Source organism: Geobacillus uzenensis (assembly GCF_002217665.1).
GTDB lineage: Bacteria > Bacillota > Bacilli > Bacillales > Anoxybacillaceae > Geobacillus > Geobacillus subterraneus.
In genome coordinates, this window is sequence record NZ_NEWL01000005.1 from 410743 (window position 1) to 429603 (window position 18861).

Here is an 18861-nt window from a genome sequence, read left to right on the forward strand (position 1 = left end):
TGTTGATTTTTCTTCACTCCTTTTTCCGTCTTTTCCTTTTATAATCATAAGTAGGAATGGATGAGAAGGGGGAGCGAATGAATGAAGGAATTGTGCCAGCAGCTTTCGGTGTGGATTGCCCAAAAGCAGCCAGTGCGCGTGCAAACAGCGCAAGGGGAAGCGGTCGTGTTGCCGGTCAAGTTGTACCAGGAAGCGCGCAAACTGTTCGTTTACAACCGGCAAATGCGGTTGATGAACATCCCGCTAGATGGGATCATCTCTGTGCAGCCGACGCGCATCACCGGCTCGTTTGACCGCCGGGGAGAGGAAGCCACTGTACATACTCGCTAAGACGGTAACACGCGCCTTTAGGGGCGCGTTTTTTATGGTGTAGCTTATGCTATTGGCAGCACTGGAGCGGATGTTCTGGCAGCTGCAGCTACCATTTCGGTGAGCAGAAACGTGTTGGCCGCCGGTATTGGCGGCGGTGTTTGCTAGGCGGTGCCTTTCCGTTTTTGTTGCGCGGGATGGAGCGATCTTTTAGAATGGAAGGGACAGATACCGACGATTAGGAGGAAAGAACATGCGCGGCAAACGGATTGCCTTATGTGCTTCGCGCAAGTTGGACGAGATGACAGCCCTGATTGAAAAGCAAGGAGGAACGGCCGTCATCCGTCCGGCACAGGGAACGGTATTCGCCAAAGGGAAAGAACTGGGGGAAGAAATGCGGGCGGTCATCGCGATGCGGCCGGACTGGATCGTGTTTACGACCGGCATCGGAGCCGAGGCGCTTTGGGAAGCGGCTGAAAGAGAAGGGATGGCTGCTGAGTGGACACAAACGGTCCAAGAAACGAACGTTGCCGCCCGCGGCTATAAAACAGTGGCGGTCTTAAAAAAAGCCGGCGTCATCCCGATGACAGCGAGCGAGGACGGAACGACGAAAGGGCTGATCCGCGCCCTTGGTGCGCACGACTTTGCCGGCAAGAAAGTCGTTGCGCAGCTGTACGGCGATACCGCGCCGGCCTTAAAGCAATTTTTCCTTGCGCGCGGCGCATCGTATACACAACTGTTCCCGTACCGGCATGTCGCCCCGGATCGGGAGACGCTCGAGACGCTATACAGAGAAATCATCGGGCGTGAGGTCGACGCCGTCTGTTTTACATCGGCGATGCAAGTCCGTTTTTTCTTTTCGTTTGCCCGCGAGAAACAAGACATCACCCCGCTGCTTGAGGCGTTCCGCACCGATGTCGTCGCTTGCGCTGTCGGTAAAGTGACGCAAGAAGCGCTCGAGGAAGAAGGAGTCAGCCGCGTCATTGCTCCGGAACATGAGCGGATGGGAGCGATGATTGTGACGCTTGCCCGTTATTTTCAACAATAAGCCCCGTTGGGGGCTTTTTTGTTTTATATCAACTGTCCCGTCTGTTATATAAGAACTCATCTTGTCGTTAACTGTTTTATATTATGTGTTTCATCAAAAATGCTAAACTGTTTGTTTTTTGTCACAGTTTTTCGAACGTTTTCCGCTTATAATAAAACTGGGGATGTATTTTGCATATGGGAGGGGATGACGATGCTGCCAAAAACAAATGAGCAAGGCTTTTTTGAGATCCGCCTTGAGTCGATCGGCGGGCTCGGGGCAAACTTGGCGGGAAAAATGCTCGCTGAGGCCGGAGTGTTATGGTCGGGACTGAATGGGGCAAACTTTTCCTCGTACGGTTCCGAGAAAAAAGGAACACCGGTCAAAAGCTTTATCCGCTTTTGCGAGCCGCAGATTGAAATTCGCGACCATAGCCCGATTGCCACCCCGCACGTCATCGGTGTGTTTCACGAGGCGCTCGCTAAAATGGTCGATGTGACGAGCGGCCTTGTCGCTGACGGGACGGTAGTCGTCAACTCAACGCGCGGATTTGATGACATTCGCCGCGACTTGCGCCTTCCTTACGGGACGTTAGTGACAGTCGATGCGCTCGGCATCGCCGTTGAGGAACAGGTGAAAATCAATACGCCGATGATAGGAGCGCTGTTGCGTGTTTGTCCCTTCATCCAACCGGAAGCGATGGAGGTGGTGATTCGCCAGACGTTCGCCACAAAAGCGCCGCATCTCGTCGAAGCGAATCTTCGTGCTTTTCGTCGCGGGTATGAGGAAGTGCACATTCAAACAGTTCCCGCTCCGGCGGAGGAAAGAACGTTCGTCCGCCCGGCTCCTCGATTTGGCTATGAAACGCAGCTGATCGGTGGGGTTATTGTCGCTGGCGGAAATAGTTTGTTGAAAAATGTAAGCGGTTCCCGGCAGGGGTTTTTGCCGCGTTGGGAAGCCGATAAATGCATTCATTGCGTCGCCTGTGACAACGTCTGTCCCGACCTTTGCTTCGTCTGGGAGGAACGGGTGGACAAAAAAGGGCGCAAACAGATGTTTTTAGCCGGCATTGACTATCAATATTGCAAAGGCTGTTTAAAATGTGTTGAAGCGTGTCCGACAGCTGCGCTTGTGGCCGAACGGGAAACGCCCGGGTTCGCCGAAGCGCATTCGTTGAAACATTCGTTTTCGTTCATGAAAGGGGGAATGGAAGCATGGCAATGATTGAAAAAGATATTGAGATGACCAACCGAGCGGTGCAAGAGACGACGTTTGCCTCCGGCAATGAAATGGCGGCGTTAGCGGCGAGCCAAATTAACTATCACATTATGGGCTACTTCCCGATCACGCCGTCAACGGAAATCGCCCAGCTGCTCGATCAAATGAAAGGGCGGGGCGAGCATGAAACGAAGCTCATTCCAGCAGATGGCGAGCACGGTTCAGCGGGGATTTGCTACGGCGCGTCGCTCATGGGGGCGCGCGTGCTGAACGCCACGAGCGCCAACGGGCTGATGTACATGCTTGAACAGCTGCCGGTGCAATCAGGCACCCGTTTTCCGATGGTGCTGAATCTCGTCACCCGCTCGGTCAGCGGCCCGCTTGATATTCACGGCGACCATTCCGATTTGTATTTTACGCTCAACACCGGCTGGGTCGTGCTGCTGGCCCGCACGCCGCAAGCGGTTTACGATATGAACGTCATGGCGCTCAAAATCGCCGAGCATGAGGACGTCCGCCTGCCGGTCATCATCGCGTACGACGGGTTTTTCACCTCGCACCAAAAACGGAAAGTACATTATTTTCGCGATCGGGAAACGGTGCAGGGGTTCATCGGCCCGCGCAAAGAAGGGTTCCCGACAGCGGCTGATCCGAAACGGCCTGTGACGATCGGGGCGCATATGGGCGGGGATGATTTGATCAACAACCATTATCAACAGTCCGTTGCTTTGTACCGGGCTGGCGATGTGTTCCGGCAGGTGGCCGCGGAATATGAAGCATGGTCGGGGCGCCGCTATGAGCCGCTCGATTTATACCGGATGGAAGATGCCGAAGTGGCGCTGTTTTTGCTCAACTCCGCAGCAGAGACAGCGAAAGATGTAGCTGATCGTCTGCGTAAACAAGGGGTGAAGGCGGGCGTCATCAGCCCGAACATCATTCGTCCGTTTCCGGCCGAGGAGATCCGCCAGGCGCTGAAACATGTGAAAGCGCTGTTGATCGGCGAGCGGGCCGATTCGTACGGGGCGCACGGGGCGAACATGACGCATGAAGTGAAAGCGGCGCTGCAGGAAGACCAAAACAATCAAACGATCGTATTAAGCCGCGTTTACGGCCTTGGCGGCAAAGATTTTTACGCCGAAGATGCCGAAGCGTTGTTCCGGATGGCCATTGATGCGATGGAAAAAGGAAAAGCGGAAAAAACGTTTGATTATTTCGGCCACGTCCCCGGACGTCTTGAACGGCAACCGAAACGGCTGCTTGAACCGCTTCATGGCGATGCGTTTCGCAGCGGGCTCATCCACGTGACGGTCGACGACAAAACGAAACGGCTAAACGTTAAAATCCCGCCGCTGCGGGCGTTGACGGCCAAGCCGAAGCGGCTCGCCCCAGGGCACGGGGCATGCCCGGGATGCGGTATTTTCCCGGGGCTCGAGCTGTTTTTCAAAGGAATTGAAGGCGATATCGTCGTCTTGTTCCAAACCGGGTGCGCGTATGTCGTTTCCGCCGCGTATCCGTACAGCTCGCATAAACAAACGATGGTGCACAATTTGTTCCAAAACGGGGCGGCCACGCTCTCCGGCATGGTCGAAGCGTTCTTTGAACTGAAGCGGCGCGGCGAGCTTGACGTCTCGGATGATGTCACGTTTGTCATGGTCACCGGCGACGGCGGGATGGACATCGGCATGGGGTCGGCTATCGGGGCGGCGCTGCGCAACCATAAGCTGATCATCATTGAATACGACAATGAAGGCTATATGAACACCGGGGCGCAAATGTCGTACTCGACCCCAATGGGACATATGACCACGACGACCGGGGTCGGGAAAGGACAGCGCGGAAAATCGTTCCATCATAAAGATACGCCGCAAATCATGGCAGCGACGAACATCCCGTACGTCTTCACCGGAACGGAAGCGTTTCCGCAAGATTTGGTGAAAAAAGCAGCGAAAGCGCAATGGTATGCACAGCATGAAGGAACGGTGTACGGCAAGCTGCTCATTACTTGTCCGCTTAACTGGAAGTCAGAAGAACGGTACGGGGAAACCATTTTGCAGGCGGCGGTGAATTCGTGCTTTTTCCCGCTGTACGAAGTCGAACGGGGGAAAACGACGATCACGTACGACCCGGAGGCGAAAGGACGCCGCGTCCCGTTGAGGGAATGGCTGAAATATATGGGAAAAACGAAACATTTGCTCCGAAAAGAAAACGAAGATTTGTTGCGCGAGTTGGAGGAGGAAGTCGAACGAAGATGGACGATCTTAAAAGCGAAGCATGAACATCCGTATCTATAAAAGGATTACTGCAGCACGCCGCGCGCGTGCTGTTTTTTTTTGCGCTTCCCTGTCGGCGGTGTGATATGACTCACAACGATGGAGATGCTGCACACAGTATAATGGAAACAACGGACGGATCATAAAAAGGAGGAATCGATGATGCATTCATTTTGCCATATGGGCGGCCCTGAAGGGGTGAAACTATGCGCCGGACTGGCGCAATTAAAACAAGAACACGGCCCGCTGCGCGTCCAAATGGAGCAGCTGCTTGCCACAGCGGAAGCGATCGGCCAAGGGACAGATGACCGCAACTGGCGCGAGCCGCTCGCTGATTTGAGAGAAAAAGTTGAATCGTTCGTCGCCGCTCTAGATCCGCATTCGGAGCGGGAAGAAGGCGTATTGTTCCCGATGATGGCTCGGTACATCGGGCGGACGACCGGCCCTATTGCCGTCATGGAATACGAACACGAACAGGCGAAAGCGCGCCTTTCCATGTTTTTAGAAAAGACCGCCCAGCTGCCGGAGAACATCGACAGCAGACAGGCGTTGATGCTTGCCGGCGCGGTCATCGAGGCGCATCACATTTTGGATGAGCACTTCATGAAAGAGGAGAACGTGCTCTTCCCGATGGCCGAGCGGCTGTTGTCCGATGCGGAGAAAGAAGAGCTGTTTGCGCGCATTAACTAAGTAACAAATGGAAAACAGGATGCCCCAAACGACGGGCATCCTGTTTTTTATTATTGGTTCATTTATTGGCAGGTTGTTATGCATGATCGTTAGGATATGCGGAAGCGCACGTTGTTTCGTTTCCGCCGCCGTTAAAGTTGACAGGCCGGCTGTTAGGCAATCGGTTTGCCCCCGCCTGTTCAGTTTAGGGTTCCTGATGTGACGCACGCCGCTCGCTTATTTGGCGCGGTTGAACGGCTCTGCTTGTTTTGGCATTCGCTTCCGATAGACGACGTAGCTGCGCTGCAAGTAGCGGAGCGGAAAGCTGAACACGTGAACGAGGCGGGTGAACGGCCAGACAGCGAACAAACCGAATGCAGCGAGAATATGAATTTGAAACCAAAGCGGCACCGTTTCCATATAAGCTGGGTTCGGACGGAATGTAAGAAGGCCGCGAAACCACGGGCCGATCGTCGTCCGGTAATCAAACCCGTGCGAATCGATGTTCAGAAACGTTGATGACAGCCCGCTGGCGATGACAGCGAGCAAAAATCCAAGAGCAACCCAATCGCCGGTGCTGCTTGTCGCCCGCACGCGCTTTACCGTGAGGCGGCGGCGGAACAGGATCACTAAACCAACGAAGGCCGCCAAACCAGCCGGAATGCCGCCCGCCAAGGCGATGACGTGGTACATCTCCTCCGTAACGCCTAACGCCGTGTAAAACGGTTCCGGAATGAGAATGCCCATCACGTGGCCGACGAAGACGAACAAAATGCCCCAGTGGAAGAGAAGGCTTCCAAGGCGCAATTGCCGTTTTTCGAGCAGTTCGCTTGATTTGGATGTCCAGCCGAACTGATCGCGCTGGTAGCGCCAAACATGGCCGGCGATAAAGAGCACAAGCGACAAATAAGGAACGATCACCCAGAGAAATTGGCTAACCATGCCGTTGCACTTCCTTTCGGGATCGGCGTGACGCCGAGTTGGATAAAGGTAACGTCGAGCGTTTCAAATAGCTGTACGTACGGGCTGCCGGCGGCTGCCAACCGCTCGCCGATTTCGCGGATATGGCCGGCATAATCGGCGAGCAAGGAAATGGCATGAGGCTCCTCCGCATAGGCGAGAAATTCGAGCATGAGCGGCAAGTAGTCGGGCAGCTCGCGGTCGGAGACGGCGAATCCGGCCGCCTCGTAGCGCGCTTTTAAGGCGACGAGCTCGATTCCGCGCTCGCGTTGTTCACCGTTTGTCATATACGTAAGATACAAATTCGTTTTTTTGCCGAAATCAAATGTTTCGACATATTGCTCCATCCGCTCTCGAGCCGAGGTGGCCGCAAGCTGTTCGGCCACTGCCAAAAGCGGCGTACGGACGGTTTCATCCTCGAGCGAACGGATGGCCTCGAGGCAGTCGGGAAGCGATTCAGCCCACTGTTCGTCCGGATAGGACAACAGATAGGACACACATAAAAAGACAATTTGCCGTTGTTCGCTGTTCATCGTGCATCCTCCATTTTTGTTGTGTAAGGGGAAGGGGGGCATGGCCCCGCCCTCATGAAAGCGTGCCGCAGGCGCCTGGACCGCCGGCAAATGCAAGCCCGCAGCTGCCTTGTTCGGCGTAGAGGTCAGCGACTTCCTCGCGATGCGATGCCGGAATGACGAAGCGGTCTTCGTATTTGGCAATCGCGAGCAAACGGTACATCTCTTCAATGTCTTCACGGCTTAAGCCGAGCGACTCAATGAGGCGGATGTCCGGCTGTTTGTTCGTTTGTTTCGCCCGCATATACGAACGCATCGCCGCCATTTTTTTCAATGTCGTGCGGATGTGCGCCGTATCGCCCGCCGTCAGCAAATTCGCCAAATATTCGATCGGAATGCGCATTTCATCAATGGCCGGGAAGATGTCATCGGCGCTCGCTTGGCTTCCTTTTCCTTCGATCGTATTCATGATCGGGCTCAGCGGCGGAATGTACCATACCATTGGCAGCGTCCGGTATTCCGGATGCAGCGGCAAAGCGATTTTCCAGTCGACGATCATTTTGTAAATCGGCGAGCGCTGCGCCGCGGCAATCCATTCATCCGGGATGCCGGCTTTTTTCGCCTCAGCGATGACAGTCGGATCGTTCGGGTCAAGGAAAATATCCAGTTGGGCATGGTACAGCTGTTTCTCATCGGCGACGCTCGCCGCTTCTTTTACTTGATCCGCATCATACAGCATGACGCCGATGTAGCGGATGCGGCCGACGCACGTTTCCGAGCAAATGGTCGGCAGGCCGGCTTCGATGCGCGGGAAACAGAGCGTACATTTTTCCGCTTTGTTCGTTTGCCAGTTGAAATATACTTTTTTGTACGGGCAGCTCGTGACGCAATACCGCCAAGCGCGGCAGGCGTTTTGGTCGACGAGGACGATGCCGTCCTCGTCGCGTTTGTACATGGCGCCCGACGGGCAGCTCGATACGCATGACGGATTGAGGCAATGTTCGCAAATGCGCGGCAAATACATCATAAAGACATCCTCAAATTCCGCTTGGATCACCTGCTCCATTTTGACAACGTTCGGATCACGCAAACCGGTGATATGGGCGCCGGCCAGGTCGTCTTCCCAGTTCGGCCCCCACGATACTTCCATCCATTCGCCGGTGATGGACGATTTCGGCCGGGCGACCGGCTGATGCCGTTTTTGCGGGCTGTTCGTCAATGTTTCGTAGTCGTAGTTCCACGGTTCGTAGTAATCATCGATCGTCGGCTGGTACGGGTTGTAGAACAAGTTGACGAGCCGCATCGCTTTTGAGCCGGACTTTAGCCGCAATTCGCCGTCTTTTAACTCCCAGCCGCCTTTATATTTCTCTTGGTCTTCCCACTGTTTCGGATAGCCGATCCCCGGCTTTGTTTCGACGTTGTTAAAGTACATATATTCCGCACCGGGACGGTTCGTCCACGTGTTTTTGCATGTGACGCTGCACGTGTGGCAGCCGATGCATTTATCCAAGTTCATGACCATGCCGACTTGCGCTTTAATCTTCAAGCCAATCAACCTCCTCTAATTTGCGGATGACAACGAACAAGTCGCGTTGGTTGCCCGTCGGTCCGTAATAGTTGAATCCGTAGCTTAATTGCGCGTATCCGCCGATCATATGCGTCGGTTTCACATGGATGCGTGTCGGGCTGTTGTGCGTGCCGCCGCGGTTGTTCGTCAGCTTCGTGCCCGGCACGTTAATATGGCGGTCTTGCGCGTGGTGCATAAACGCCATGCCGCGCGGCAGCCGGTGCGAGACGACGGCGCGGGCGACGACGACGCCGTTTTCGTTGAAACATTCAATCCAGTCGTTGTCGTTGATGCCGGCTTCGGCCGCATCATCTTTGTTCATCCACACGGTCGGCCCGCCGCGGAACAGCGTCAACATCGGCAAGGAGTCGAAATACATGCTGTGGATCGACCATTTGTTATGCGGCGTCAAATAGTTCAAGATGACTTCCTTTCCGTTTTCTTTCGGGCGTTTGTTTGAAAACGGACGGTGCGGCAACATCGGCTTGAACGTCGCCATCGTTTCGCCAAACTCGCGCATCAGTTCATGATCGATGTAAAACGACTGCCGGCCGGTCAACGTCCGCCACGGGATGAGCCGTTCGACGTTCGTCGTAAACGGCGAGTAGCGCCGCCCGCCTTTTTCCGAGCCGCTGAACGCCGGCGAGGTGATGACCGTTTTCGGCTGGGCGGTGATTTGTTCAAACGTAAAGCATTCTTCCTCGCGTTCTTTCGCTAAATCGGCCAATTTCAAATCCGTCTTTTTCTCAAGCGCCTCCCACGCTTTCACCGCCATTTTGCCGTTTGTAGTTGATGACAGCGTCAAAATCGCTTCAGCCGCTTTTTTCGCTTCGCTGATATCCGGGCAGCCGTCGGCGATGGAAGCGCGCCGGACAGTGCCGAGCCGGCGTTTCAACTGTTCATACTCGTCTTTCGCTGACCAGGCAATCCCTTTTGTGCCGATCGGCTGGCGGGCGACGTTCGGACCCAGGGCGGTCATTTGATCGTAAATGAGCGTATAGTCGCGCTCGATGACATGAATGTTCGGCATCGTTTTGCCCGGAATCGGTTCAGTTTCGCCTTTGCTCCAGTCTTTCACTTCACCGAACGGCTGCGCCAGCTCTTGCGCCGTATCGTGCAACAGCGGAGTGGCGACGACTTCTTTCATCGGCTTTAAGCCGGCTTGTTTGGCGACATCAGATACGGCTTTCGCAAGTGATTTGAAAATATCCCAGTCCGAGCGCGCTTCCCAGAGCGGAGGCACGGCTGGATTGAACGGATGGACGAACGGATGCATATCCGTGCTGCTTAAGTCATGTTTTTCATACCATGTCGCTGCCGGCAGGACGACATCGGAGTAGAGCGCGGTGCCGGCCATGCGGAAGTCCAGGTTGACAAGCAGATCGAGCTTGCCTTCCGGCGCTTCATCGCGCCAGCGGATTTCTTCCGGGCGCAGGCTGTTGCGGTCATCGTTTAACAAGCCGTTCGTCGTGCCAAGCAAATGTTTTAAGAAGTATTCGTGCCCTTTGCCGGAGCTTGAGATTAAGTTGGCGCGCCAGACGATCAAGTTGCGCGGAAAATTCGCCTCGTTGTCCGGATCTTCGATCGCAAACTGCAATTCTTTCTTTTTCAGCTGTTTCGCAACATAGGCGCCGATCTCTTCCGGCGTGCGGGCTCCATGGCTTACTGCTTCGTTGTACAGCTCGATGCCGTTTTTGTTAAACGTCGGGTACGACGGCAGCCAGCCAAGCCGCGCGGCCAAGACGTTGTAATCGCCAGGGTGTGAATAGCGCGCTTTTTTGGCCAGCGGTGAGATGAGCTCATCGACCGGCCGCTCTTCATAGCGCCATTGGTCGGTCGCAAAGTAAAAGAATGACGTGCCGTTTTGCAATTTCGCCGGTCCGACCCAGTCGCGAGCAGTGGCGATCGTCTGCCATCCTTCCGCCGGGCGCAGCTTTTCTTGCCCGACGTAATGGGCCCAACCGCCGCCATTCACCCCTTGGGCGCCGACGAACAAGACAAGGTTCAAGACGGCGCGGTAAATCGTATCGGAGTTGAACCAATGGTTGATCCCGGCGCCGACGATGATCATCGACCGGCCGTTTGTGTCGATCGCGTTGTCGGCAAACTCACGGGCGATTTTCACGACGAGTTCGCGGTCGACGCCGGTGATCGCTTCTTGCCACGCCGGGGTGAACGGCACCTCGTCATCATACGAGCGGGCAACGACACCGCCGATGCCGCGGTCGATGCCGTAGTTGGCCAAAATCAAGTCATAGACGGTCGTGACATAAACGTCGCCCGCTTCGGTGTGCACTTTTTTCACCGGGACCGCGCGTTCGATCGTTTTTCCGCCCTCAGCGGTGAAATACGGAAGCTTTATCGACATGACCTCATCTTCGCTTCCTAAAAACGACAGGCGCGGCTCAAGCGGCTGTTTCGTTTCCTCATCAACAAGGTGCAAGTTCCATTTTCCTTTGTCTTCCCAGCGCGTGCCGATCGTTCCGTTCGGCACGGCAAACGTGCCGGTGTTCTCGTCATAGATGACCGGTTTCCATTCGGCGTTTCCCGTTTGTTTGCCAAGATCTTTCGCCAATAAGAAGCGGCCGGCCGTCCATGCGCCACCGTCTTGTTTTAACGTGACGACAAATGGAAAATCGGTGTATGTTTTCGCATATTGTTCAAAATACGGGACAGTCCGTTTGACATAATATTCGTTTAAAATGACGTGCCCCATCGCCATCGCTAAAGCGCCGTCCGTTCCTTGTTTCACCGACAGCCAATCGTCGGCAAATTTCGTCGACTCGGCGTAATCCGGGCTGACGGACACGACTTTCGTGCCGCGGTAGCGCACTTCCGCTAAAAAGTGGGCGTCCGGCGTTCGGGTGAGCGGGACGTTTGAGCCCCACGTGATGATGTAGCCGGCGTTGTACCAGTCGCTCGATTCCGGCACGTCCGTTTGGTCGCCCCAAATTTGCGGCGATGCCGGCGGCAAGTCGGCGTACCAATCATAAAAGCTTAATATCGGGCCGCCCATCAGCTGCATAAACCGCGCCCCAGCGGCATGGCTGACCATCGACATGGCTGGAATCGGGGAGAAGCCGACGTTGCGGTCCGGGCCGTATTTGACGACCGTATACAATAAAGAAGCGGCGACAAGCGTCAATGCTTCATCCCAGCTGACGCGCACGAATCCGCCCTTCCCGCGCGCCTGTTTGTAGCGCTTCGCTTTTTCGCGGTCTTCAACGATGCTTTTCCACGCCTCAAGCGGGTTGTTTGGATGATGGGAGAGCGCCTCGCGCCACATGTCAAGCAAGATGCCGCGGACATACGGGTATTTGACGCGCAGCGGGCTGTACATATACCATGAGAAGCTCGCGCCGCGCGGGCAGCCGCGCGGTTCAAAATCCGGCATATCCGGCCCGGTCGACGGATAGTCGAGCTGCTGTCCTTCCCAGGTGACGATGCCGTTTTTGACGTAAATGTTCCAGCTGCACGATCCCGTGCAGTTGACGCCATGGGTCGAGCGGACAACTTTGTCGTGCTGCCAGCGGCGGCGGTACGCGTCTTCCCAGGCGCGGTCGCCGTAGGTTGTTTCGCTATGGCCGTCGGCTTGGCGCTCGATCGGCCGAATATATTTGAAACGGTTGGCAAGAGGGGATCGTTTTCGTTTCATTTGCTTCACTCCTTATTAGCGTTGTGTACTTTTAACTATAGCCATGATGTCAATAACGCGATGTTAACTTTGTCACACCTAGCGCCATTGTCACAAATTCGTCAAAGAAACGAACAAATATTCTTTGTTATGGTATAATGGGGAAAACGATGGAAGTTTGAGGGGATGTTTGTTGCGATATTCGAGTCATGTTATTGTTTCCTTATGCTTGGGGGCGGCGGCGACGGCGTATACGGCGCTTCCGTTTACCGCTGCTTATACGGCGGGGCTTGTCATCGGCAGCCTTCTTCCTGACATCGATGAGCCGTCGTCGTATGTCGGCCGCCGTTCGTTCGGCGTCGCGGGGAAAGTAAAAGAAGCGTTCGGCCATCGCAGGATGACGCATTCGCTCATCGTTTGGGGCATCCTCGCCGCCGCCCTCTGGCGCGAATCGGCGTCGCCATTTGCCACCGGGGTCGTGCTTGGTTATTTGTTTCACATTATCGAAGACTTTTTTTCTGTCCAAGGGGTGCCTTTGTTTTGGCCGTTTTCTTCCAAGCGGTGGAAAGTGCCGCTCTATCGGACGGGAAAAGGGATGGAAAAGGTGTTCGTTGCCGCTGCCTGGGTCGGCTTCGTTTATTTTGGCGTCAGCGGATTGTTTTACGAATGGTGGCGGTCGCTTTTGGCCGTTTGGTGACCGAGTGGAAAAAGAGGGAAAAAGGGCGGAGCGTCGAATACATATTTTTTAGGAGAAAAAACAACTGAACAAGAGGAGAGGAGAAAATGAACGAACAATACCCTGTACTGCCTGGCGCCGAGCCGTTTTACGTCGAACACGGGCCGGTCGGGGTGCTGTTATCGCACGGGTTCACGGGCACGCCCCACAGCATGCGCCCGCTCGCTGAAGCGTATGCGAAAGCCGGCTATACCGTTTGCCTGCCGCGCTTAAAAGGGCACGGAACGCATTACGAAGACATGGAACGGACGACGTTCCACGATTGGGTCGCCTCAGTCGAAGAAGGATATGAATGGCTGAAACAACGATGCCCAACCATTTTTGTCACCGGGCTGTCGATGGGCGGGACGCTCACGCTTTATTTGGCGGAACAGCACCCGGAAATCCGCGGCATCGTGCCGATTAACGCCGCTGTCGACATCCCGGCCATCGCCGCTGGGATGACGGGCGGGGGCGAGGTGCCGCGGTATCTTGACTCGATTGGATCGGACGTAAAAAATCCCGATGTCAAAGAGCTGGCGTACGAAAAAACGCCGACGGCATCGCTCCTTCAGCTGGCTAGGCTGATGGCACAGACAAAAGCGAAACTCGATCGCATCGTCTGTCCGGCGTTGATTTTTGTCTCCGACGAAGATCACGTCGTGCCGCCGGGAAACGCCGACATCATCTTTCAAGGCATTTCATCGACGGAGAAAGAGATCGTCCGCCTCCGAAACAGCTACCATGTGGCGACGCTCGATTACGATCAACCGATGATTATTGAACGGTCTCTCGAATTTTTCGCCAAGCACGCCGGATAAAACGAATCGGTATATGGCTGATCCTGTTCAAAGGAGAGGCCATTTTTTGTTTGTCGGTATTTTTGTGAAAAAATATGTGGCTGTTTTGCCGGGCTTGTTCTACACTTATAAATAGCTGGGAAAAGAATAAGGGAGTTTTCTTTGTATGAATCATATCAAACCGATCGCATTGCTCGTTGAAGAAAAACGAATCGTGGATGCCCTTGCCCAGGTGCGGCCGCATTTAGAAAACATGGGATTGTTTCAATGGCGGCCGCTCATGGCGTCATGGGACAGCATCGAGCCGTTTCGGGCGCTCATCCGGCTGTTTGATTATGCGCTCATGTACCGCCATAGCGGGCTTGTCGCCCGCTATGCCCACCGGAAGTTGAACACGCTGCAGACGTTAGCTTGGGTGTGCGACGAATGGCTTGAGACCCGCCGGCCGCTCGATGTTGAAGAAGCGCTCACGCCGCGTCTTGCCCAAGCGCTTGAAGGCAAGACGGACGAGCCCGATGAAGCGATCGCCCGAGCGGCGTTTGTGTTAGTGCGGGCGCTGCTCGATATGCAGCGGGCCGATGAGGCGCGCGAATGGATGGATGTAGTCGCCCGCTACGAGACGGTGCCGATCCATGACAAATGGGGCTATTTTTACATTGAAATCGGCGACCGGAAGCGGGCGGAGCAGGCGGTCCGGGCCGGGTTGGACGATCCGAAGCGCGGCGATATGTGCTATTTGCTTCTCGCTGACCTGTATGCACTTGACGGCCGTCATCACGAGGCGCTGGCCGTTCTTGAGGAGGGAAGGCGGCGTTTCCCGCAAGTGTTGTCGTTTTACGCGGAACGGGCGCGCCGCCTGCGCGATGTAGGCGCCTACCGCGAGGCGCTCGCGGCGATGGAGGAGCTTGACCGCTTGAATCCGCTCCATATGCATCGCCGTTATTTCACCCATTTACGCGCTGAACTGTATGATCAGCTCGGAGAATGGGAGAAGCTTGAGTCGTTGGTAAGAGCCGAGCCGCAGCTTGAGAAAACGCCGTATGCCCGCGCGCTCGGGCGGCAAAGGGAGCGGGCGGTCGTACTGCCGCTTGTTCCGGTTGTGCAAAAACATAACTACTGTGTGCCGGCAAGCATCGAAATGATGCTTCGCGTACTTGGCGCTCCGCGGACGCAAGATGAGGTGGCCGAACATATTTTTGACGTGCGCGGCTCTAAATTGTCAACGACCGTTCAATATTTGGAGGAGCTCGGGTTTGTTTGCCGCTTTTTCATCGGCTCGCCTGCCCGCTGGAAGCGGTTCATCGATGAAGGAATCCCGGTCCTCTTGAGCGTCGACTATGAACAGTCATCCCACGTGCAAGTGCTGTTTGGCTACGATGAGCGGCTCGCGGCGTTTTATGTGCAAGACCCGAATGTATTCGACCCGTTTGTCGTTCTTGAAGAAGAGATTGAAAAATGGTACGCCGGGACGCATTATTTGTCGATTGTTGCGCTTCCCCGGGAAAAAGCGGCGCTCGCCGCCGAGCTTCCCGAGGAGGAAGATCGCTATTTTCGTGAACTTCATGCCTTTGCGGAAAAGATGGATGAAGACGAACAGGCGCATTTCGATGCGTTTGTCGCTTTTTTGCGCCGGCATGAGCACGTTCCGTATACATGGCTGTATGTCATGAAGCATTTTAGCAGCGATGAGGCGAAACCGCTGGTGTTGGATTATACCGGGCGTGTCTTGAAGCGGTATCCCGGGCATAACGATCTGTTGCTTGCAGCGGCGAAAGCTTATGTTTATACACAAGAAATGGAGCGGGCGGAACAGGTGTTGAAACAGACAAAAGGAAACATGCAAAGTCCGCTGTACCATTACTTGCGCGGCCGTATTGCTTTTTTTATGAGCCGCTATGAAGAAGCGGCCCGCTATTTTCGCGCCTCGCTCCAGCTTGACCCGGATCAGCCGGAAGTGTGGAGCTACAAGGCGCTCGCTTTGGTGTATGCTGGGCATACGGAACGAGGGCTCATTTGCTCGCAGGTGGCGGTTCGCTTGTACCCGGGCGATCTGTTTATCGAAACGAACCATGGCGTGTTGTTATTCCACGCAAAGCGTTTCGCTGAAGCGCGCGAATGGTTTGACCGTCTCGTGCGCCGCGAGCGGCGCGATGCCTATCTTTGGTATGAGCGGGCTCGCTGCGATTTGGAGCTTGGCCGCCGGCGCAAGGCCGAGCGCGGCTTTCGCGTTGCCAAGGCGCTCGATCCGCGGGAGCCGTACCCGTACGTCGTGCTCGCCGACTTGTATGATGACGATGGCAACCGGGAACAGGCGAAAGCAGTGCTCAACGAAGGGCTTGCCGCCGCGGAACGGTTGGCGCCGCTTTATGTTCGGCTTGGCGATTTCTATATGGACGAAGGAGAGGCAGAAAAAGCCGCTTGCTGCTATGAGCAGGCGTTGGCCTTGGATGGGGATGATGTGTTCGCTCAGCTTGGGCTGGCCTCCGCCTTGGTGGAGCGCGGGGACGGAGAGGCAGCAAGACGGCATGTGGCCGAACTGCGCACCCGTTTTGCCAACAACAGCGAGTATTGGCTGAATGCGGGCAAATGGCTGATGGCTTACGGCTTTGCCGACGATGAAGAGGGGCGCGGGACGGCGCTGTCATGGCTCGAGGAAGGGCTGCGCCTTGCTCAGTTTGATGCGGAAGAGGCGTACGAGTTTTACATCGACCAGCTGACAACACCAGCTCTTCGAGAGCGCGGTCGGACGTTTTTGGAGCAGCTCATCACCGCTCGTCCCAGTTTAGCTTCGGCTCATTCGTCCCTCGGTGTCCTTTACGAGCGGCAAAACCGGCCGTCTAAGGCCATGGCCGTATACCGAGAGGCCGCTGCCATGGACCACCCGCTTTCGCTCTTCCGGCTCGCGGAGCTGTGCGCTTCGCTTGGGCGCGAAAACGAGGCGAAACAGCATTATGAAGCGTGTCTCCGCGCGGATCCGTCATTCGCCCTCTGCCATTTTCGTTTGGCTGTGTTATATGGGGGAGAAGGAGAGAAGGAGCAGCAGTGCGCCCATTTGCTTCAAGCGGTCCGCCTTGCTCCGCTGCGCGCCGATATCGAATCGATGGCGGCGCTCATCGAACCTTCTGCGCTCCTTTCGGCGCTGGCTGACGCCCGTCGGCAGGCTGGGGAGGCGTGGTATTATGACAGCCTCGGCTATGTATATGGAGCGCTCGGGCAGAACGAGCGGGAGAAAGAAGCGGTGGAAAAGGCGCTCTCGCTCGCTCCGCACGATCGCGAGGCGCTTCACCATTACGCCAAAGTGATGATAAAGGAAGGAAAAGCGAAAGAAGCGATGGAGATGCTCGAACAATTGATGGCCGAGTATCCGGGCGATGAATCGCTTTATGCCACTTACATCGCCATGTTTCCAAAAAACGGACGAGGCTTGGCGCGGCTGCGCCGCCGACTGAAGCGTTTGCAGGCCGACCGCCAGAGAAAACGTGCGATCTATGCGCGTGCTGCCGCAGCTCTTCTTCCGTATTGGGAAGAGGAGCTGCAGCGGATGGATGAAATGCCGGGGCGGTGGTGGACGAAAATGAAGGCATGGGTCGGGAAGTTTTCGTTGTTTTCCGCCATCATTGATTTGTACGAAGAGGCGATCAGCCTTGACCGCGAAAACGCGGAAGCGTATGCCGAGCTGGCTCGCTTTTATGCGGCGGTGGAACTGGAGGACGACGCCGCAAAAATGTGGCGCAAGGCGCTGGCGAGCGGTTGGGAGCCTGAACTGGCGCGTGAATTTGTCAAGCATTTGTTGGCGGCTGACGATGCCAAACAATGCCAAGAAGCGCAAACATGGCTCGATCGGCTGCTCGCCGATGACCCCGATGATGTCGAGCTGCGCGTTTTGCAGGCTGCCGTTTGGCTTCAAGATGGGCGGCAGGAACAAGCCGAACGGCAGCTGCAGGCGATCGTGGCTGAAGAGCCGCTCGCCCGCGGCGCGCTCTTCTTGCTTGCCGAACGATATGAGGAAACGGGGCGCTTGCAAGAAGCGACAGCGCTTTGGGAGCGCTGCGCCGAATGGTATTCTGAAGACGGCGAGTGGCATCTGCATCTGGCGGCGATGTACGAGGAAATGGGGCGTCTCGACAAGGCGCTGGCGGCCATCGAACGGTGTGTTCATGCGGCGGAAGATGCCCGCCTTCGTTACGAGCGAGCCCGCTATCTTTCGCTCCTTGGGCGTTTCGATGAGGCGAAGCGGGAACTGGACCGGGTTCTTTCCAACGATGAGAGCGAAGAGTGGGCGGCGTTAGTGGCCGAGGAGCCGGCCTTTCAGCACATGGCCCGGGTGTGAGCGGCGGCCTTCAAGCTTTTCTTTTGCTGAGAAGTTTGCTATTGTATGAGAAGAGAAGATGGACGAGACAAAAGGAGGTGAACGGGACGCATGGAAGCGCCGATCGAATTATTCGTCTATATGTCGCTTGTCGGGGCATTGTGGATGATCGTAAAAGGGCATAAGAGCGCGCGTCGGAGAGCCGCTTCGCTGTTTTGTGAGCCGCTGTTGGCCTCTGTTCGCGAGCAAGGGGCGAATGGAAGCGCCACGAGCGCGGCGCTTCCATCGCGCCCGCCGTTTTTGCCGCAACGGCGGAAAATCCCGATGCGGGAACAGGCCAGCCGAACGGATGAAGATGGAAGGCCCTCTCCTTGATGAACGCGCATCATGTTTGGACAAGATCAAGGAGGGCTTTTCATGAAGAAATGGATCATGATTTTATCTTAATTAGGCGAGAAGACTCCCACTTCAACGAAGCGAAGCGGAGTAAGTGGGAGATGAATCGCCTTAACTATATTTTGCTGAAAATAGGATAGATTCAGTAAAATATAGTATCATATAGTTAGATGGGAGGTGAAAACATGTATTTTTGTATCAAACAACAGCTAAATGGTTTGACCAAAGAAGAATACTTGACTCTTCGAGAACTGTGCCATATTGCCAAGAACATGTACAACGTCGGATTGTACCATGTCAGACAATACTATTTTGAACACAAGGAATTTCTTAATTATGAGAAAAACGATCATCTTGCAAAAACTAACGAAAACTATAAGCTGTTAAACAGCAACATGGCACAGCAAATTTTAAAAAAGGTCAATGAAGCCTTTAAATCTTTCTTTGGTTTGATCAGTCTTGCCAAACAAGGAAA

At 55.2% G+C, this 18861-nt stretch carries 13 protein-coding genes and 1 pseudogene; 10 read left to right on the plus strand and 4 right to left on the minus strand.

The annotated features are described in order from the left end of the window. Nucleotides 1–81 precede the first annotated feature (81 nt). The 5 genes from B9L21_RS07305 to B9L21_RS07325 all read left to right on the plus strand — a co-directional run bounded on the left by B9L21_RS07305 (nucleotide 82) and on the right by B9L21_RS07325 (nucleotide 5514). Complete coding sequence (locus tag B9L21_RS07305; protein ID WP_063165808.1) at nucleotides 82–330, plus strand: hypothetical protein; 249 nt, start codon at nucleotides 82–84, stop codon at nucleotides 328–330. 232 nt (nucleotides 331–562) lie between these two features. Continuing rightward, the gene (locus tag B9L21_RS07310; protein ID WP_063165809.1) at nucleotides 563–1357 is read left to right on the plus strand and encodes a uroporphyrinogen-III synthase; all 795 of its coding nucleotides are present in this window, start codon (nucleotides 563–565) and stop codon (nucleotides 1355–1357) included. A gap of 186 nt (nucleotides 1358–1543) precedes the next feature. Then, complete coding sequence (locus B9L21_RS07315; protein ID WP_172796415.1) at nucleotides 1544–2560, plus strand: 2-oxoacid:acceptor oxidoreductase family protein; 1017 nt, start codon at nucleotides 1544–1546, stop codon at nucleotides 2558–2560. Next, nucleotides 2551–4845 (plus strand): thiamine pyrophosphate-dependent enzyme, encoded by a 2295-nt coding sequence (locus tag B9L21_RS07320; RefSeq protein WP_033010899.1) that lies wholly within the window; start codon nucleotides 2551–2553, stop codon nucleotides 4843–4845. Before B9L21_RS07315 ends, B9L21_RS07320 begins: the two co-directional genes overlap by 10 nt. 141 nt (nucleotides 4846–4986) lie before the next feature. Continuing rightward, on the plus strand, nucleotides 4987–5514 hold the full coding sequence (locus tag B9L21_RS07325; RefSeq protein ID WP_063165810.1) for a hemerythrin domain-containing protein: 528 nt from the start codon (nucleotides 4987–4989) through the stop codon (nucleotides 5512–5514). A 216-nt stretch (nucleotides 5515–5730) separates the two neighbouring features. On the opposite strand, the gene narI is transcribed toward B9L21_RS07325, so the two are convergent. From narI to B9L21_RS07345, 4 genes are read right to left on the minus strand one after another with little or no spacing between them, the layout of a single operon-like run. Further along, a complete protein-coding gene (gene narI, locus B9L21_RS07330; protein WP_063165811.1) occupies nucleotides 5731–6435 on the minus strand; it encodes a respiratory nitrate reductase subunit gamma in 705 nt (234 codons plus the stop codon). Next, nucleotides 6411–6986: a nitrate reductase molybdenum cofactor assembly chaperone gene (narJ, locus tag B9L21_RS07335; protein ID WP_063165812.1), complete on the minus strand. Its 576-nt coding sequence runs from the start codon at nucleotides 6984–6986 to the stop codon at nucleotides 6411–6413. Before narJ ends, narI begins: the two co-directional genes overlap by 25 nt. Before the next feature lie 52 nt (nucleotides 6987–7038). Then, nucleotides 7039–8511 (minus strand): nitrate reductase subunit beta, encoded by a 1473-nt coding sequence (gene narH, locus B9L21_RS07340; protein ID WP_063165813.1) that lies wholly within the window; start codon nucleotides 8509–8511, stop codon nucleotides 7039–7041. Further along, nucleotides 8501–12187, minus strand: coding sequence for a nitrate reductase subunit alpha (locus B9L21_RS07345; protein ID WP_063165814.1), 3687 nt, complete (start codon nucleotides 12185–12187; stop codon nucleotides 8501–8503). The genes narH and B9L21_RS07345 overlap by 11 nt, the downstream gene beginning before the upstream one ends. A gap of 172 nt (nucleotides 12188–12359) precedes the next feature. On the opposite strand from B9L21_RS07345, the gene B9L21_RS07350 reads away from it, so the two are divergent. From B9L21_RS07350 to B9L21_RS07370, 5 genes and pseudogenes are all read left to right on the plus strand, one after another. Then, nucleotides 12360–12863: a metal-dependent hydrolase gene (locus B9L21_RS07350; RefSeq protein WP_063165815.1), complete on the plus strand. Its 504-nt coding sequence runs from the start codon at nucleotides 12360–12362 to the stop codon at nucleotides 12861–12863. Between the two features lie 86 nt (nucleotides 12864–12949). After that, a complete protein-coding gene (locus tag B9L21_RS07355; protein ID WP_063165816.1) occupies nucleotides 12950–13702 on the plus strand; it encodes an alpha/beta hydrolase in 753 nt (250 codons plus the stop codon). Nucleotides 13703–13847: 145 nt separating this feature from the next. Continuing rightward, nucleotides 13848–18011, plus strand: a complete 4164-nt coding sequence (locus B9L21_RS07360) for a tetratricopeptide repeat protein (protein ID WP_063165817.1) — start codon at nucleotides 13848–13850, stop codon at nucleotides 18009–18011. Between the two features lie 90 nt (nucleotides 18012–18101). Next, nucleotides 18102–18365, plus strand: a complete 264-nt coding sequence (locus tag B9L21_RS07365) for a hypothetical protein (protein WP_063165818.1) — start codon at nucleotides 18102–18104, stop codon at nucleotides 18363–18365. 206 nt (nucleotides 18366–18571) lie between these two features. Next, nucleotides 18572–18861 (plus strand): annotated as a pseudogene (locus B9L21_RS07370) (RNA-guided endonuclease TnpB family protein); the annotation flags it as partial.

Coding starts and splice junctions, on each gene's coding strand:
- B9L21_RS07315 (WP_172796415.1), top strand. CDS start 1,544: ATGACGATGCTGCCAAAAACAAATGAGCAAGGCTTTTTTGAGATCCGC.
- B9L21_RS07360 (WP_063165817.1), top strand. CDS start 13,848: ATGAATCATATCAAACCGATCGCATTGCTCGTTGAAGAAAAACGAATC.
- narI (WP_063165811.1), bottom strand. CDS start 6,435: ATGGTTAGCCAATTTCTCTGGGTGATCGTTCCTTATTTGTCGCTTGTG.
- B9L21_RS07310 (WP_063165809.1), top strand. CDS start 563: ATGCGCGGCAAACGGATTGCCTTATGTGCTTCGCGCAAGTTGGACGAG.
- B9L21_RS07365 (WP_063165818.1), top strand. CDS start 18,102: ATGGAAGCGCCGATCGAATTATTCGTCTATATGTCGCTTGTCGGGGCA.
- B9L21_RS07325 (WP_063165810.1), top strand. CDS start 4,987: ATGCATTCATTTTGCCATATGGGCGGCCCTGAAGGGGTGAAACTATGC.
- narJ (WP_063165812.1), bottom strand. CDS start 6,986: ATGAACAGCGAACAACGGCAAATTGTCTTTTTATGTGTGTCCTATCTG.
- B9L21_RS07320 (WP_033010899.1), top strand. CDS start 2,551: ATGGCAATGATTGAAAAAGATATTGAGATGACCAACCGAGCGGTGCAA.
- B9L21_RS07305 (WP_063165808.1), top strand. CDS start 82: ATGAAGGAATTGTGCCAGCAGCTTTCGGTGTGGATTGCCCAAAAGCAG.
- B9L21_RS07355 (WP_063165816.1), top strand. CDS start 12,950: ATGAACGAACAATACCCTGTACTGCCTGGCGCCGAGCCGTTTTACGTC.
- B9L21_RS07345 (WP_063165814.1), bottom strand. CDS start 12,187: ATGAAACGAAAACGATCCCCTCTTGCCAACCGTTTCAAATATATTCGG.